Genomic DNA, 14,335 nt, shown 5'->3' with positions numbered 1-14,335 from the left:
CTCCGATGAGTGAAGAGAAAAAGGGCCTGACACGACGCGGGCTGTTCAAAGGAAGCGCCGGCATCGCCGCGCTCGCGGCGACGGGGGGCACCGGAACGCTGGGAATGCTCGCCACCACCCGCGCCGCCGCAGCAGCCGGTGCCGAAATCGCGCCGGGTGAGCTGGACAGCTATTATGGATTCTGGTCCTCGGGCCAGTCGGGCGAGGTGCGCATCATGGGCGTGCCGTCGATGCGTGAGCTCATGCGTATCCCGGTGTTCAACCGCTGCTCGGCAACGGGCTGGGGTTCGACCAACGAAAGCCTCAAGGTGATGACCGAGGGTCTGCTGCCCGAAACAAAAGAGTTCCTCGCGAAGCGTGGCCGCCAGACCTATGAGAACGGCGACCTGCACCACCCGCATATGTCCTTCACCGAAGGCACCTATGACGGTCGTTACCTGTTCGCCAACGACAAAGCCAACACCCGTGTCGCGCGTATCCGCTGCGACATCATGAAGACCGACAAGATCATCGAGATTCCGAACACGTCGGACATCCACGGTCTGCGCCCCCAGAAATACCCGCGCACCGGCTATGTCTTCGCCAACGGCGAGCACCGCATCCCGCTGCCCAACGACGGGATCATTCTGGACGAGCCGGACAAGTACGTCTCGATCTTCACCGCCATCGACGGCGACACGATGGATATCGCGTGGCAGGTCATCGTGAACGGCAACCTCGACAACTGCGACGCGGACTACGAAGGCAAGTTCGCCTTCTCGACCTGCTACAACTCGGAAAACGGCGTGACGCTGGCCGAGATGACCGAGAACGAGCAGGACTGGGTCGTGATCTTCGACATCGCCGCCATCGAAGCTGGCGTCGCGGCGGGCGATTACACCGAATACAACGGGGTCAAGGTTCTGGATGGCCGCAAGGCCGGGAAATACACCCAGTATATCCCCGTCTCGAACTCGCCCCACGGCTGCAACATGGCACCCGACAAGGTGCACCTGTGCATCAACGGCAAGCTGTCGCCCACCGTGACCGTGGTAGACGTGACCAAGCTGCCCGACGTCTTCGCGGGCGCCGATCCGCGCAGCGCCGTGGTAGCCGAGCCGCAGCTGGGCCTCGGCCCGCTTCACACCGCCTATGACGGCAAGGGCAACGCCTTCACGACGCTGTTCCTGGATAGCCAGATGGTGAAGTGGAACATCGAAGACGCCATCCGCGCCTTCAACGGCGAGGACGTGGACCCGATCATCGAGAAGGTCGACGTGATGTATCAGCCCGGCCACAACCACACGACCATGGGCGAGACGCTGGAAGCGGACGGGGAATACCTGATCTCGCTCAACAAGTTCTCGAAAGACCGGTTCCTGAACGTCGGGCCGCTCAAACCCGAGAACGATCAGCTCATCTCGATCTCCGGCGACAAGATGGAAGTGGTGCACGACGGCCCGACCTTCGCCGAGCCGCACGACTGTATCCTCGTGCGCGCCGACAAGGTGAACCCGGTGTCGGTCTATGATCGCGGCGACGTGCTCTGGGAAGACGCGCGCAAGCAGGCCGAGGCGGACGGTGTGGACCTCGATTGGGGTGCCGACGTGATCCGTGACGGCAACAAGGTGCGGGTCTACATGCACTCGGTCGCGCCCGCCTTCAGCCTCGACAGCTTCGAGGTCAATCAGGGCGACGAGGTGACGGTCTATGTCACGAACATGGACGAGGTCGACGACCTGACCCACGGCTTCACGCTGGGCAACCACGGTGTCGCGATGGAGGTCGGGCCGCAGGCCACGGCGTCCGTCACCTTCACCGCGGATCGTCCGGGCGTGCACTGGTATTACTGCCAGTGGTTCTGCCACGCGCTCCACATGGAGATGCGCGGCCGGATGCTCGTGAAACCCAAGGCCGCTTAAGGGGTCGTGGCGATGCGTATCCTGACCCTCATCCTGCTGTCGTTCGCGCTGGCCACTCCCCTTGCGGCGGAGCGGATCGAGGTCGGGCGGGGTCCGGATGCGCTCGCCATTGCCTTGGCCACGGCCCGGCCCGGCGACGAACTGGTGCTGCCCCCCGGCACCTACGCCGGGCCGGTCCATATCGACCGGCCCCTGACCCTGACCGGGCCGGGTGCCACGATCGAAGGGCCGGGTCACGGCTCGGTCGTGACGATCACCGCCCCCGACGTGACGCTCACAGGGCTGTCCGTGTCCGGTGCGGGCGCGAGCCTTGCCGATCTCGACAGCGGCATCCGGTTGCTCAAGGGCGCCGACCGCGCGCGGGTCGAGGGCGTGACCCTCACCGGCAACCTCATCGGGATCGACGTGCACGGCGCGCGCGACGTGATCCTGCGCGGGAACACCATCCAAGGGCGCAACGACCTGCGCGTGGCCGAACGCGGCCCCGGCATCTACGTTTGGAATTCGCCCGGCCTGCTGGTCGAGGACAATATGATCGCACGCGGGCGCGACGGCGTGTTCATCACCACCTCGGACAGGGCCATCTACCGGCGCAACACTTTCACCGAACTGCGCTTCGCCTTTCACTCGATGTATGCGAACCGGATCGAGGTCACCGACAACGTCAGCCGCGACAACGACATGGGCTTCGCCTTCATGTATTCCACGCATCTCACGGTGCGCGGCAATCTTTCGACCGGCGACACGAACCACGGCTTCTTCATGAACTTCGCCAACCGCGCGGACCTGTCGGGGAACGAGGTGCGCGACGGCGGCGAGAAATGCCTGTTCATCTACAACTCGAACAACAACAGCTTCACCGCCAACCGGTTTCAGGGCTGCGGCATCGGCGTGCATTTCACCGCCGGCAGTCAGGGCAACGCGATGTCCGGCAATGCGTTCGTCGGCAACCGGACGCAGGTGAAATACGTGGGCACCCGTTGGCTCGAATGGTCCGACGCCGGGCGTGGCAACTACTGGTCCGACCATGTCGCCTTCGACGTGAACGGCGACGGCATGGCCGACAGCCCCTACCGCCCGAACGACGCGGTGGATCAGCTTGTCTGGTCGCAGCCTGCCGCCAAGCTCCTGATGGGCGCGCCCGCGCTGCAACTTCTGCGCTGGTCGCAATCGCGGTTTCCGGGGCTCTTGCCCGGCGGCGTGATCGACAGCCACCCGCTCATCTCACCCGACCTATTGCAACCCGAGGCGTCCCGATGACCGATCCCGTGCTCTCCCTGTCCTCCGTTTCGCTCGCCTATGGCCGCACCCGCGCAGTCGAGGCCGCGTCGTTCGATGTGGCCCCCGGCGAACGGCTCGCCCTGCTGGGTCACAACGGCGCGGGCAAATCGACGCTGTTCAAGGCGATCCTCGGCTTCATGCCGCTCGCCGGTGGGGCCATCCGCGTTTCGGGCCACGCGCCCGGAACCGATGCCGCGCGGCGGGCGATCAACTATCTGCCCGAGGTCGTGACCTTCCCCCGTAGCCTGACGGGGCGCGAAGTGCTGCGCTATTTCACCGGCCTCAGGGGCGAGCCGCGCCGCCAGATCGCGGACCTTCTGGACCGGGTCGGCCTGTCGGATGCGGCGGACCGGACGGTGGGCACCTATTCCAAGGGGATGCGCCAGCGGCTTGGCCTTGCCCAAGCCCTGATCGGCGCGCCGCGCCTTCTGCTGCTCGACGAACCGACAAGCGGGCTCGACCCCGTGTCGCGGCACGATTTCTACGGCGTGATTGCCGAAGCGGCGGGGCGCGGATCGGCGGTGCTTCTGTCGTCGCACGGGCTGGACGAGATCGAGCACAGGACGGACCGGGTCGCGATCCTGTCTCAGGGCCGGATGCGCGCCATTGGAACGCTCGACGCGCTGGCCCGCGAAGCGAACCTTCCGACCCGCCTGCGCGTCACCGCCCGCGAAGGGGCGGCGGACGGGCTTCAGGCGGAATACGGCGGGCGCCGGTTCAACGGCTGCCGGCTCGACATCGACTGCACCGCCGACGCCAAGCTGGGCCTCGTCGCCCGGCTTGGGGCCGAAGCGGGGCGGGTCACCGATCTTCAGATGTCGCCGCCCACGCTGGGCGACGTGTATCTGCATTTCTCGAACCTCGACGCGGAGGCGCTGCAATGACCCACCGGATCGCCACAATCTTTGCACAGGAATTCCGGCTGGCCCGCCGCAATCACTGGGTTCTGCTGGCCACCCTGATCCTGACCCTCTTCGCCCTCGCGCTCGGGTTCTTCGGCGCGGGGCAGGGCGCGGGGCTCAAGGCCGACGTGCTGACGCTGACCTCGGCCAGCCTTGCCACCCTGTCGGTCTACCTGATCCCGCTGATCGCGCTTCTGATGTCCTACGACGCCTTCGCGGGCGAGATCGAGCGCGGTGCGCTGGGCCTGACCTTCGCCACCCCCGTCCGGCGGTGGGAGGTGTTCGCCGGAAAGCTCCTCGCCCAAATGGTCGCGGTCGCCGTGGCCGTGACCCTGTCGTTCATGCTGGCAGGCGCCGCACTCGCCAGCGCCTTCGGCACCTCGCCCGAAGGTCTGGCGGCCTGGGCGCGCCTCGTCGTCTCGGCGGTGGGGCTCGGAGCAGTCTTCGTCGCGGTGGGCCTGATGCTGTCGGCCTTCGCGGCCCGCACGGCGCGCGCCGCCGCCGCCGCGATCGGCACATGGCTGATCCTCGTCGTGCTCTACGATCTCGCGCTTCTGGGCGGGATCATGGCGTCGGGCGATGGGGCGTTCGCGACGCGGGTCTTTCCGTGGCTTGTCGTGGCCAACCCCGCCGATGCCTTCCGGCTTTACAACCTCGCAGCCCTCGACGCGGCCCCGGTCGCCGGGATCGACGGGCTGGCCCGCACACTTCCCTTCCCGCCCGAAACGGGCCTCGCCGCAATCGCCCTCTGGCTGGTGGCGGCACTGGCCCTCGGCATCTATCGCACGAAAAGGATCGTCCCATGAAACGCGCACTTATTCTGCTGACCGTCGTCGCATCGCTCACCGCATGTAAAGACGACATCGCCAAAGCGCCCGAGCCGGTCGAAATGACCGACGAAGCCCTTGGTCATTATTGCCAGATGTTCGTTGCCGACCACGCGGGCCCCAAGGCGCAGATCCACCTCAAGGGATACGCGGCGCCTTTGTGGTTCAGTCAGGTCTCGGACGCCGTCGCCTATGTCCATGATCCCGAGCGTGACGCCGAGATCACCGCCATTTTCGTGTCCGACATGGAGCGCGCGGAAAGCTGGGCCATTCCGGGGACGGAGAACTGGATCACCGTGCAGGACGCGATGTTCGTGATCGAAAGCGACCGGCCGGGGGGCATGGGCGTGCCGGAGGTCATTCCGTTCGGCTCGCGCGGCGGGGCCGAGGCGTTCCAACGCGAAAACGGCGGGCAGATCGTCATCTTTGAAGCCGTGCCCGTTGATTATGTTCACCCCGATCTGCCCGTGATGGAAGCGGGCGACATGGGCGGTCACGACATGCACGGGGGCGTGAACTGATGCGCGCCGTGCTTTCCCGGCGACGGTTCCTCGCGATCACCGGGGCGGCCGTGGTCGCGGGCCGGGTTTCCGACGCCGCGCCCGTCGCCCGCTGGCAGGGTCCGGCTCTGGGCACGCTGGCCGAGGTGCGACTGGTCGGGATCGAGACACCGGGGCCGATCTTCGCGGCCATCGAAGCAGAGCTTGGTCGGATCGACCGCTTATTCTCGCTGTATCGGGCCGACAGCGCCCTGGTGCGGCTCAATCGCGACGGCGTGCTGGCGCGGCCGGACCCGGCGTTTCTGGAGCTTCTGACCATCGCGCGCTCGGTACACCACGCGACCGAAGGCGCATTCGATCCGACGGTGCAGCCGCTGTTCGCGCTCCACGCCAAGGCCGCCGCCGAAGGGCGTGCGGCGCAGGCGGGCGACCTTGAGACCGTGCAACGTGCGGTCGGGTTCGAGCGTGTGACGTTCAACCCGCAAGCGGTGCGGTTCCTGCGCCCCGGTATGGCGATGACCCTGAACGGGATCGCGCAGGGCTATGCCTCGGACAGGATCGCGGCGCTGCTGCGCGCACAGGGTCAGCGGGACGTGATGGTCAACGCGGGCGAAGTGATGGCGATGGGGCAGGGGCCAACTGGCCCCGGCTGGGCGGTGCGCTTGCCGGGGACCGAGGTCCGCCTGCGCGACCAAGCGGTCGCCACGTCGCACAGGATGGGCACCCAGATCGACGCCAAGCGCGGTATCGGCCATATCTTCGACCCCAGCTTGCGCAACCGGGGGCGCGATTCCTTTGTCTCGGTCGTTCACGACAGCGCCGCCATCGCGGACGCGATTTCGACGGCTTCGATAGTAATGGAAAACAAACTACTGAAATCATTCGATAGTTTCGGGGCGAAAATTCTGCTCGCCGATGCGAAAACGCTCTGAACTTTGCGCTTGATCAATATTCGACTTCGGCCGGTCGCTACAAAGGTCTCAACAGCAGCACTTACACCAAAGGAGTTAAAAGATGCTGACTCGTAGAGCCGCCCTGTTCGGAGCCGCCGGTATTGCCGCCGCGCCCCTGATCGCCACTGCCGCCAAAGCGGAAGAAGCCATGACCCCGGTTGCGGCTCCTGTCGATCTGTCGAAGCTGAAGCGCATCAAGCGCGAACTGGTCGCGCCGCCGTTCGTTCACGAACACGAACAAGTCGCCCCCGGTGAACCGCGCATCGTCGAATTCGAGATGCCGATCATCGAAAAGGAAATTCAGGTCGCCGATGACGCATGGCTTCAGGGCATGACCTTCAACGGGTCGATCCCCGGTCCGCTCATGGTCGTGCACCAGGACGACTATGTCGAACTGACGCTCATCAACCCGGCCGAGAACATGATGCAGCACAACATCGACTTCCACGCCGCGACCGGCGCGCTGGGCGGTGGTGCTCTCACGCTGGTGAGCCCCGGTGAACGCACGGTGCTTCGGTTCAAGGCGACCCGTCCGGGGACCTTCGTCTACCACTGCGCCCCCGGCGGCCCCATGATCCCGTGGCACGTCGTGTCCGGCATGGTCGGTGCCATCATGATCCTGCCGCGCGAAGGCCTGTCCGATCACAAGGGCAATCCCGTTACCTACGACAAGGTTTTCTATGTCGGTGAGAACGATTTCTACATCCCGAAGGATGAGAACGGGAACTACAAGCGGTTCGAGGATGTCGCGGAAAGCTATCCCGAGACCGAAGAGCTGATGAACGGCCTGATCCCGAGCCACGTGGTGTTCAACGGGGCCGTGGGCGCGCTGACCGGCGAGAATGCGATGACGGCCAAAGTGGGCGACCGCGTGTTGATCGTGCACAGTCAGGGCAACCGCGACACGCGCCCGCACCTGATCGGTGGACACGGCGACCTCGTGTGGGAAGCGGGCAAGTTCAACAACGTGCCCGACCGCGATCTCGAGACCTGGTTCATCCGGGGTGGGTCTGCCGGTGCTGCGCTCTACGAGTTCCTGCAACCGGGCATCTACGCCTACGTGAACCACAACCTGATCGAGGCGGTGAACCTTGGCGCAACGGCTCACTTCAAGGTCGAAGGTGATTGGAACAACGACCTGATGGAACAGGTCGTCGCCCCGACCGAAATCGTGGGCTGACCCGTTCACCACTCACGAAACACGGGGGGCGGCCGCAGACGTGGCCGCCCCTTTGCGATGGGAGAGAGCTGATGACACCTTTCATGACCATGCCCGCGCTGCTTCTGGCCGGACTTTTCGGCCTCTTCGGGGACGACACGCCCAAGATGGACAGCCCGGAAACGGTGACCGTTCCGTCGGGCGAGGTTGCGTTTCGGCCCTTCGGCAGCTTCAGCCATCAGGGTAAGACCCATACGCCCGCCCCGGTGCCGACGCAGGTGCGCGGCTTCGAGATCATGAAGTATCAGGTCACGCGCAGCGACTTTGCGGCCTGTGTCGCGGACGGGGTCTGCGCGGCCGAGGTCGTCACCGAAAGCAACCAGCCGCAGACCCATGTGAACTTCCACGACGCCGAGGTTTATGCGGCATGGCTGTCCGAACGAACCGGCGTGACGTGGCGACTGCCGACCGAGCCGGAGTGGCAGCGTGCCGCTGCTGAACGCTATGGCGATGCGACCCCGGAAGATGAGGACTACCTCGATCCCGGCCAACGGATGCTGGCGCAATACGAACGCGGCATCCTGCTGCGGGGGTCCGCGAGTTCGGCGTTGCGCCCCGCTGGCGGGTTCGGGGAAAACTCGATGGGCGTGGCCGATCTGTCGGGCAACGTCTGGGAATGGACGTCCGGCTGCATGGAAAACGGAACCTTGGACGCCGAGGGGCAGGTTGTCGCGAGCGAGCCCTATTGCACCGTCCGGGTCGCCGGGGGTCGTCACCGCGCGGCGATCATCGACTTCGTGCGCGATCCGCAGGTCGGCGGCTGCGCGGTCGGCTTGCCGCCGGACTACCTTGGGTTCCGGCTGGTGAAGGACGGTTGAGGGTTACGGCAGGGGCGAGACACCGATCACCGCGGTATGGCTCAGCAGCAAGGCAAACCACAGGATGATCCCGATGGCGGTGCGCTTCATAAAGCGCCCGCCATTTCTTTTGCGCCAAGAACAGTTGGCGAGGGGTGCGAGTGAGAACAGGCCTGTCGCCCGGAAAAAGGCGGGCGCGGTGTCCGGCCCAAGTTGCGCCTGTGCGCGGGCGTCGAAAATCGGGATCGCGGCCAGCGCGAGTGCGGCGAAAAGACCGAACAGGATGACGTGGGCGAGGTCGCCGTTGGGGACCAGATGCGCAAGCGACCAGAGCGCGAGCGCCAGAAACAGCGGATGACGCGAGATCGCGGCGAAACCGGGGTCCGCAGGGTCGAAGACCGCCTGCCGTTTGCCGCCCAGCGTGAAGGGCTGCGCGATCCCGATGCCGTTCACGATCAACACCGCTGCAAGCGGCATCAGAAGGTTGGGCGCCCAGCGTTTCCACGGCGCCTGCGGCCAGACCTCCACGAACGGGGCGCGCCCGGCCGCCACGATGACCCAGACCAGAAGGGCGAGGGACAACAGCCCATAGCCCGAAAAATACGCCCGGCGCCCGAATAGCCCGATCAACCGGCCGCGCAGGTCACCGATGCGCGGGACGAAATGGCTCGCGGTAAAGGCCACAAGGGCGAGGGTGTATTCGGTCCAGCCGGTCATCTCTCCGCCTGATCTATCAGGCGTTCGATGTGGCGTGCAAATGCGCGCGCAGCCGGCAGACCCAGCACCGCGCCGCCGAGCACCGACCAGTATGGGCTCAAGACGGGCAGTCCGACCCAGCTTCCCAAAAGAGACAGGAAAAACAGGTTCACCGCCGCTGCGCCCGCCGCGAAGGGATAGATCGCAGCGACCAGACGGGGCGAGGGGCGTTTCATCGGCGGCTCACCAACATCTGAACCGCGACGAGCGCGGCGATCAGCGCGACCGAGGCCACGAGGAACCAGAACTCGGCCACATCCGTCTGGGCTTGCGGAACCGGGCGCTCGAAGCTGGCGGCAAGCAGGGGGGCGGGAAGCAGCGCGGCGGCGGCGAAAAGGATGCGTTTCATGTCAGGTCTCCATCGTGAGCGTTTGGTAAATGTCGGGAAGCGCACGCGGCAGGCGGTCGGCGTGCGGCAGAAGCGTGAAACCGGAACGGCCGAAGATCCGCGCGAACCAGTCCTGCCCATCGGCATCTATGATGACGCCATGCACCGCCTGCCCCGATGCGCGCGCTTCGCGCACCGCCATGCGGCTGTCTTCGATCCCGTGCTGACCTTCGTAGTGGTCGAGATCGTTGGGTTTGCCATCGGTGAGGACAAGCAGCAGTCGCCGCGCGGCCCCTTCTTCGGCCAGTTGCGCCGAGGCGTGGCGGATCGCGGCCCCAAGCCGGGTATAGTGACCCGGGCGGAACCCGCCGATGCGGGCGGTCACCTCGCCGCTCATGTCTTCGTCGAAATCCTTGGCCCGGTGCAGGAACACGCGGTCGCGGCGCAGGGACGAAAAGCCCCAGATCGCAAGCCGATCCCCTGCCGTGTCGATGCCCGCAGCCAGCGCCGCAAGCGCCTCGCGCCCGACGTCGATCACCGAACGGTCGCCGATGTGCGCCTCGGTCGAGCGCGAGCAATCCATCAGGATCGCGACCGACAGATCACGGGCCATCGGGCGGGCGGACTGCCAGATGCGGTCGCTGCCCTCATGCCCCGCGACGATGTCGGCACGGCTCGACACCACCGCGTCGAGGTCGAGGTCATCGCCGTCCAACTGGCGCGGCAGGATCACCCGGCGCGGGTTGAGCGGGGCGAACTGCCGTTTGACCCGCGCGACGAGGCGTGGATCGGGCACGTAGCCGGTCGCAGGTTCGCCGGGCGCGTCCAGAACGCGGGTGTGGTCGGCCATGTAATCGCCGGTGCGGCGGTTCCATTCGGGATAGGTGAACGTGCCGGCGAGCCGTTCGTGGTCGGCATCCTGCGGCGACAGGTCGAGCGAGAGGCGCAGACGGGTCGCCGCGCGTTTCGAATTCTGCGACAGTGTGATCTGGTCCTGATCGTCCGCCGCCTTCTGCGCGTTCTCGTCGTCGTCATCCTCGACCATCCGGTTAAGGTTCAGGCTCTCGGCCCAGGACAAGATCGCCTCGAAACGGTGAACGATGAAGCTGTCGCGGCGGTCGGCCTGATCGCGGTCCTCGCGCTGGGCGGCCTTGCGCCCCTTCATCTCGGGCGCAGGCGTGGCGGGGGCGGGTTCGTCCCCGGCGGCACCCTTGCCCGGCGCGCGGTGCGTCAGGCGCAGCCAGATCGGGACCGGAGCATAAGGGCGATACCCACGGGGGGCAGCGCAGAAAAGGCACTCATCGCTGTCGTGCCCGCCTGCGAGTTGTCCGGTGATAATGGCCTCGACGCCCGCTTCGCAGGACGGCAGAGCGCTTCTGTTGCGCGTCACCCGGATATGCGTGCACATCTCGGCATAGGCGTTTCGCAGCCCCGGACAGGCGGCATAGGCGCGGTCAGCGGCCAGCGCATTTGCGGCGATCTCGGCCCGGTCGCGTGCGAGCGGGTCGTCATGGGGGCGCGGCAGGGCGACAAAGGCGGCGACGGCGGCGAGCCAGAGGTAGGCCGCGCGATTGAGCCGCGTTTCGGGAAAGACGTCCATCACGGGCGGCAGGGCAAGCCGGTCGCCGTCGAAACCCGCAACGTGTTCGCGGGGGCGCGTGCCGCCCAGCCTGCGCGCCCCGGCGATCCGGTGGGCCGAAGGCGTGGCGGCAACCGGGCCGATCTCGACCCCCGCGCCGCCGCCCAAGGCGCGATAAAGCGTGGCGATGCTGGCCTGCATCGTGTCCAGCGTCACCGCGGCCCCGGCATGGGTCGCGCCAGCCGCGGGCCGCGTGACCATGCCGTGCCACAGCGTGCCAACGGCTTCTTCCGGTTCAAGGAAGTCGCGCATTTTCATGGCGTCACCCGTATACGCTGGCTGTGAGGTCGCGCAGTGCCTGCTGCACGTCCGGTTCGTCCGACAGGGGTTCGACGATGGCCGCCTCGATGGCGTCGTCGCTGCGCATACCGCCCGCGATCAGCGTCCCGGCATAGATCAGAAGCCGGGTGGAAACGCCTTCCTCCAGATCCATGCCCGACAGCTTGCGGATATGCCCGGCCAGCCGGACCAGAGCACCCGCCCGGTCCGTGTCCAGCCCGGCTTCGCGGGCGACCACGCCGGTTTCCAGATCAGGCTCGGGGAAATCGAAGCCGATCGACAGGAACCGTTGCCGGGTCGAAGGCTTCAGCTTCTTCAGCACGTTCTGGTAGCCGGGGTTGTAACTCGCCACCAGCATGAAGGACGCGGGCGCGACCAGTTCCTCGCCCGTCCGGTCGATGACCAGCCGCCGCCGGTCGTCGGTCAGCGGGTGAAGCACCACGGTCACGTCCTTGCGCGCCTCGACCACCTCGTCGAGATAGCAGATCCCGCCCTCGCGCACCGCGCGGGTCAGCGGCCCGTCGACCCAGACGGTTTCGCCGCCTTTGATAAGGTAACGCCCGATCAGGTCGGCCGCCGACAGGTCGTCGTGACAGGCGACGGTGTGGAGCGGCAGGCCCAGACGCACCGCCATATGCTCGACGAAGCGTGTCTTGCCGCAGCCGGTCGGCCCCTTCAGAAGAAGGGGCAAACCGTTTTCATGGGCCGTCTCGAACAACTCGCACTCGCTTGCGTGCGGGCTGTAGAACGGCAGGTCGGGGGTCATGTCCAGGGTCATGGTCATTCCCCCGCCTGCGCCACGATCGGGCCGGGCTGGATCAGCTCACGCCGCACCATGACCAGCGAGTGGATGAACAGGATCGCACCCAGCACCACCGCCACACCCGAGCCGAAGCGCATGATGTAGAACAGGTCGAGCTGATCCTGCACGTCCATGTAATACTCGCCGAGGATCCGCTGCATATGCGTCTGGATCGTGCCCGCGAAGGTCAGCGTGAAGGTCATGAACGCCATGCCGCCGGTCATCAGCCAGAAGGACGCCATGTTGAGCACCTGATTATAGGGCGCACGCTTGCGAAGCTGCGGCATCGCATAGGTGAACATCGCGAGGTTCAGGGCCACATAGGCGCCATAGAACGCGAGGTGCCCGTGCGCCGCCGTGATCTGCGTGCCGTGGGTGTAGTAGTTCACCCCGTGCAGCGTGTGCAGGAACCCCCAGACGCCCGCGCCGAAAAAGGCGACCGTGGACGAGCCCAGCGACCACAGAAGCGCGGCCTTGTTCGGGTGGTTGCGGCGGCCCTTCCAGACCATGACGAAGGCGAAGGTCATCATGGCGAAGAACGGGATCACCTCGAGCGTCGAGAAGATCGAGCCGACCCACTGCCAGTACCCCGGCGTGCCGATCCAGTAGAAGTGGTGGCCGGTGCCGAGGATGCCCGAGAACAGCGCCAGCGCCACGATGACGTAGAGCCATTTCTCGATCACCTCGCGGTCCACGCCCGTGAGTTTCAGCATCAGGAAGCCGAGGATCGCCGCCATGACCAGTTCCCAGGTCGCTTCGACCCAGAGGTGCACGACCATCCACCAGTACATCTTGTCGAGCGACAGGTTGTCCGGGTTGATGAACGCGAAGACCCACAACAGGCACAGAAGCCACAGCCCCATGAGCAGGATATTGGTGATCGCGGTCTTGCGGCCCGCCAGTGCGGTCAGCGAGATATTCACAAGGAAGATCACCGCCGCGACGAGGATGCCGAACTTGACCCAGAGCGGTTGTTCAAGGAACTCGCGCCCGCCGTGGATGCCGACGAGATAGCTTCCCACCGCGCCCAGCGTGCCCACCAGCAGGATGATGAGCTGGATATAGGCGAGCTTGGTCGAGAACAGCTCGCGCTCGGCCTCCTCGGGGACGAGGTAGTAGGCCGCGCCGAAGAAGCCCAGCAACAGCCAGACGATCAGGGCGTTGGTGTGGATCATCCGCACGATGTTGAACGGCAGAAGTTCGGACAAGGTGTTGGGCGAGACATAGATCCAGCCCGCGAGAAGCCCGCCCAGCACCTGAATGGCGAACAAGGCGAGAGCGGCGAAGAAGTAGTATTTCGCCACGGATTGAGATTGGTATTTCATGTGCTTTCTCCGATTGCGCGCGTCGCGCTTGGCTTAGCCCGCGTCGTTCGGCGGCCAGTTCTGGGTGTTGGTCTGATCGGCCCACCGCAGGAATTCCGCGAGGCCGCGCATCTCTTCGTCGGTGATTTCGAAGTGTGGCATCTGGCGGCGGCCCTCGATCCCAGACGGCTGCGCCTCCATCCATCCCTTCAGAATGTCGAACGCGCCCTCGGGGTCGTCCGCGACGCCCCAGCGGGTCATCACGTTGCCGACCTCCGGCGCGAAATAGGCGCCTTCGCCGTGCAATGTGTGGCAGTTGATGCAGGAGTTGCGCTCCCACACTTCCTTGCCCAGCCGCACCTCTTCGGTGATCGGTGCGCCTGCGGTCGAGGTCTTGACGATAAAGCGATGGCTTTGCGCCGTGAGGGCCACGAACACGACGACGAAGAAGATACTCCCCCCGTAGAAGACGTTCCTGGCCCGTGATTTCGTGAGTATGTCTGACATGTCACGGTCCCGTTTGTTGGTGTCGATGCACCTGACCTAACGGGCGCGACCGTGCCGCTTGTTGTGGAAACGCAAAGTTACGCGCGATTGGATCGGGCAGGGTGCCGGGAAAGGAGCCCGACATGCCCAGACGCCCCCGTTTCGACGACCCGGACCTGCCCCTGTCCACCCTGTTCGGTGAATGGCCGGATATGGTGGAGGTGTTTCTGGCCAAGCAGATGCTCTGCCCCGGCTGCCCGGTGGCCCCGTTCCACGCGATCACCGATGCCTGTGAGGAATACGAACTGGATGAAGAGGCGTTTCGCGCCGAGTTGCGGCGGGCGGCCCGGTTGCCCTAGTT

16 protein-coding genes are annotated in these 14,335 nt (G+C 65.8%); 9 read left to right on the top strand and 7 right to left on the bottom strand.

Annotated elements, in window-relative coordinates:
* Nucleotides 1–5 precede the first annotated feature (5 nt).
* The 8 genes from nosZ (at nucleotide 6) to HOY44_RS09810 (ending at nucleotide 8,401) form a co-directional block, all read left to right on the top strand.
* On the top strand, nucleotides 6–1,901 hold the full coding sequence (gene nosZ / locus HOY44_RS09845; protein WP_008332248.1) for a TAT-dependent nitrous-oxide reductase: 1,896 nt from the start codon (nucleotides 6–8) through the stop codon (nucleotides 1,899–1,901).
* A 12-nt stretch (nucleotides 1,902–1,913) separates the two neighbouring features.
* Complete coding sequence (locus HOY44_RS09840) at nucleotides 1,914–3,161, top strand: nitrous oxide reductase family maturation protein NosD (RefSeq protein ID WP_287434546.1); 1,248 nt, start codon at nucleotides 1,914–1,916, stop codon at nucleotides 3,159–3,161.
* A complete protein-coding gene (locus tag HOY44_RS09835; protein ID WP_287434545.1) occupies nucleotides 3,158–4,066 on the top strand; it encodes an ABC transporter ATP-binding protein in 909 nt (302 codons plus the stop codon). The genes HOY44_RS09840 and HOY44_RS09835 overlap by 4 nt, the downstream gene beginning before the upstream one ends.
* On the top strand, nucleotides 4,063–4,890 hold the full coding sequence (locus HOY44_RS09830; protein ID WP_287434544.1) for an ABC transporter permease: 828 nt from the start codon (nucleotides 4,063–4,065) through the stop codon (nucleotides 4,888–4,890). Before HOY44_RS09835 ends, HOY44_RS09830 begins: the two co-directional genes overlap by 4 nt.
* Entirely contained in the window at nucleotides 4,887–5,432 is a 546-nt protein-coding gene (locus HOY44_RS09825) for a nitrous oxide reductase accessory protein NosL (RefSeq protein WP_287434543.1), read from the top strand. The genes HOY44_RS09830 and HOY44_RS09825 overlap by 4 nt, the downstream gene beginning before the upstream one ends.
* Nucleotides 5,432–6,343 carry an FAD:protein FMN transferase gene (locus HOY44_RS09820; protein WP_287434542.1) on the top strand — a complete coding sequence of 304 codons (912 nt, stop codon included), beginning with the start codon at nucleotides 5,432–5,434 and terminating at the stop codon, nucleotides 6,341–6,343. Before HOY44_RS09825 ends, HOY44_RS09820 begins: the two co-directional genes overlap by 1 nt.
* Before the next feature lie 82 nt (nucleotides 6,344–6,425).
* Nucleotides 6,426–7,544: a copper-containing nitrite reductase gene (gene nirK, locus HOY44_RS09815; protein ID WP_040884840.1), complete on the top strand. Its 1,119-nt coding sequence runs from the start codon at nucleotides 6,426–6,428 to the stop codon at nucleotides 7,542–7,544.
* A 71-nt stretch (nucleotides 7,545–7,615) separates the two neighbouring features.
* Entirely contained in the window at nucleotides 7,616–8,401 is a 786-nt protein-coding gene (locus HOY44_RS09810) for an SUMF1/EgtB/PvdO family nonheme iron enzyme (protein ID WP_287434541.1), read from the top strand.
* 3 nt (nucleotides 8,402–8,404) lie between these two features.
* Here the strand turns inward: HOY44_RS09810 and HOY44_RS09805 are convergent, their stop codons facing one another.
* The 7 genes from HOY44_RS09805 to HOY44_RS09775 are packed head-to-tail and all read right to left on the bottom strand — an operon-like array spanning nucleotide 8,405 to nucleotide 13,995.
* Nucleotides 8,405–9,097 (bottom strand): NnrU family protein, encoded by a 693-nt coding sequence (locus HOY44_RS09805; RefSeq protein ID WP_287434540.1) that lies wholly within the window; start codon nucleotides 9,095–9,097, stop codon nucleotides 8,405–8,407.
* Nucleotides 9,094–9,312: an NnrT protein gene (locus tag HOY44_RS09800; protein WP_287434539.1), complete on the bottom strand. Its 219-nt coding sequence runs from the start codon at nucleotides 9,310–9,312 to the stop codon at nucleotides 9,094–9,096. The genes HOY44_RS09805 and HOY44_RS09800 overlap by 4 nt, the downstream gene beginning before the upstream one ends.
* A complete protein-coding gene (locus tag HOY44_RS09795; protein ID WP_171042911.1) occupies nucleotides 9,309–9,485 on the bottom strand; it encodes a hypothetical protein in 177 nt (58 codons plus the stop codon). Before HOY44_RS09795 ends, HOY44_RS09800 begins: the two co-directional genes overlap by 4 nt.
* Before the next feature lies 1 nt (nucleotide 9,486).
* Nucleotides 9,487–11,361 (bottom strand): nitric oxide reductase activation protein NorD, encoded by a 1,875-nt coding sequence (locus HOY44_RS09790; protein WP_287434538.1) that lies wholly within the window; start codon nucleotides 11,359–11,361, stop codon nucleotides 9,487–9,489.
* 4 nt (nucleotides 11,362–11,365) lie between these two features.
* Nucleotides 11,366–12,166 carry a CbbQ/NirQ/NorQ/GpvN family protein gene (locus tag HOY44_RS09785; RefSeq protein ID WP_008332222.1) on the bottom strand — a complete coding sequence of 267 codons (801 nt, stop codon included), beginning with the start codon at nucleotides 12,164–12,166 and terminating at the stop codon, nucleotides 11,366–11,368.
* Nucleotides 12,163–13,509, bottom strand: coding sequence for a cbb3-type cytochrome c oxidase subunit I (locus tag HOY44_RS09780; protein ID WP_138422337.1), 1,347 nt, complete (start codon nucleotides 13,507–13,509; stop codon nucleotides 12,163–12,165). Before HOY44_RS09780 ends, HOY44_RS09785 begins: the two co-directional genes overlap by 4 nt.
* Nucleotides 13,510–13,542: 33 nt before the next feature.
* On the bottom strand, nucleotides 13,543–13,995 hold the full coding sequence (locus HOY44_RS09775; protein ID WP_040884837.1) for a c-type cytochrome: 453 nt from the start codon (nucleotides 13,993–13,995) through the stop codon (nucleotides 13,543–13,545).
* Between the two features lie 122 nt (nucleotides 13,996–14,117).
* Here HOY44_RS09775 and HOY44_RS09770 point away from each other — a divergent pair, with 122 nt between their 5' ends.
* Nucleotides 14,118–14,333, top strand: coding sequence for a DUF1858 domain-containing protein (locus HOY44_RS09770; RefSeq protein ID WP_138422338.1), 216 nt, complete (start codon nucleotides 14,118–14,120; stop codon nucleotides 14,331–14,333).
* Nucleotides 14,334–14,335: the final 2 nt, after the last annotated feature.

This window comes from Maritimibacter sp. (assembly GCF_016774595.1).
GTDB lineage: Bacteria > Pseudomonadota > Alphaproteobacteria > Rhodobacterales > Rhodobacteraceae > Maritimibacter > Maritimibacter alkaliphilus.
The sequence above is the reverse complement of the archived record's forward strand: the minus strand, read 5'-3'. Positions and strand labels throughout refer to the sequence as shown.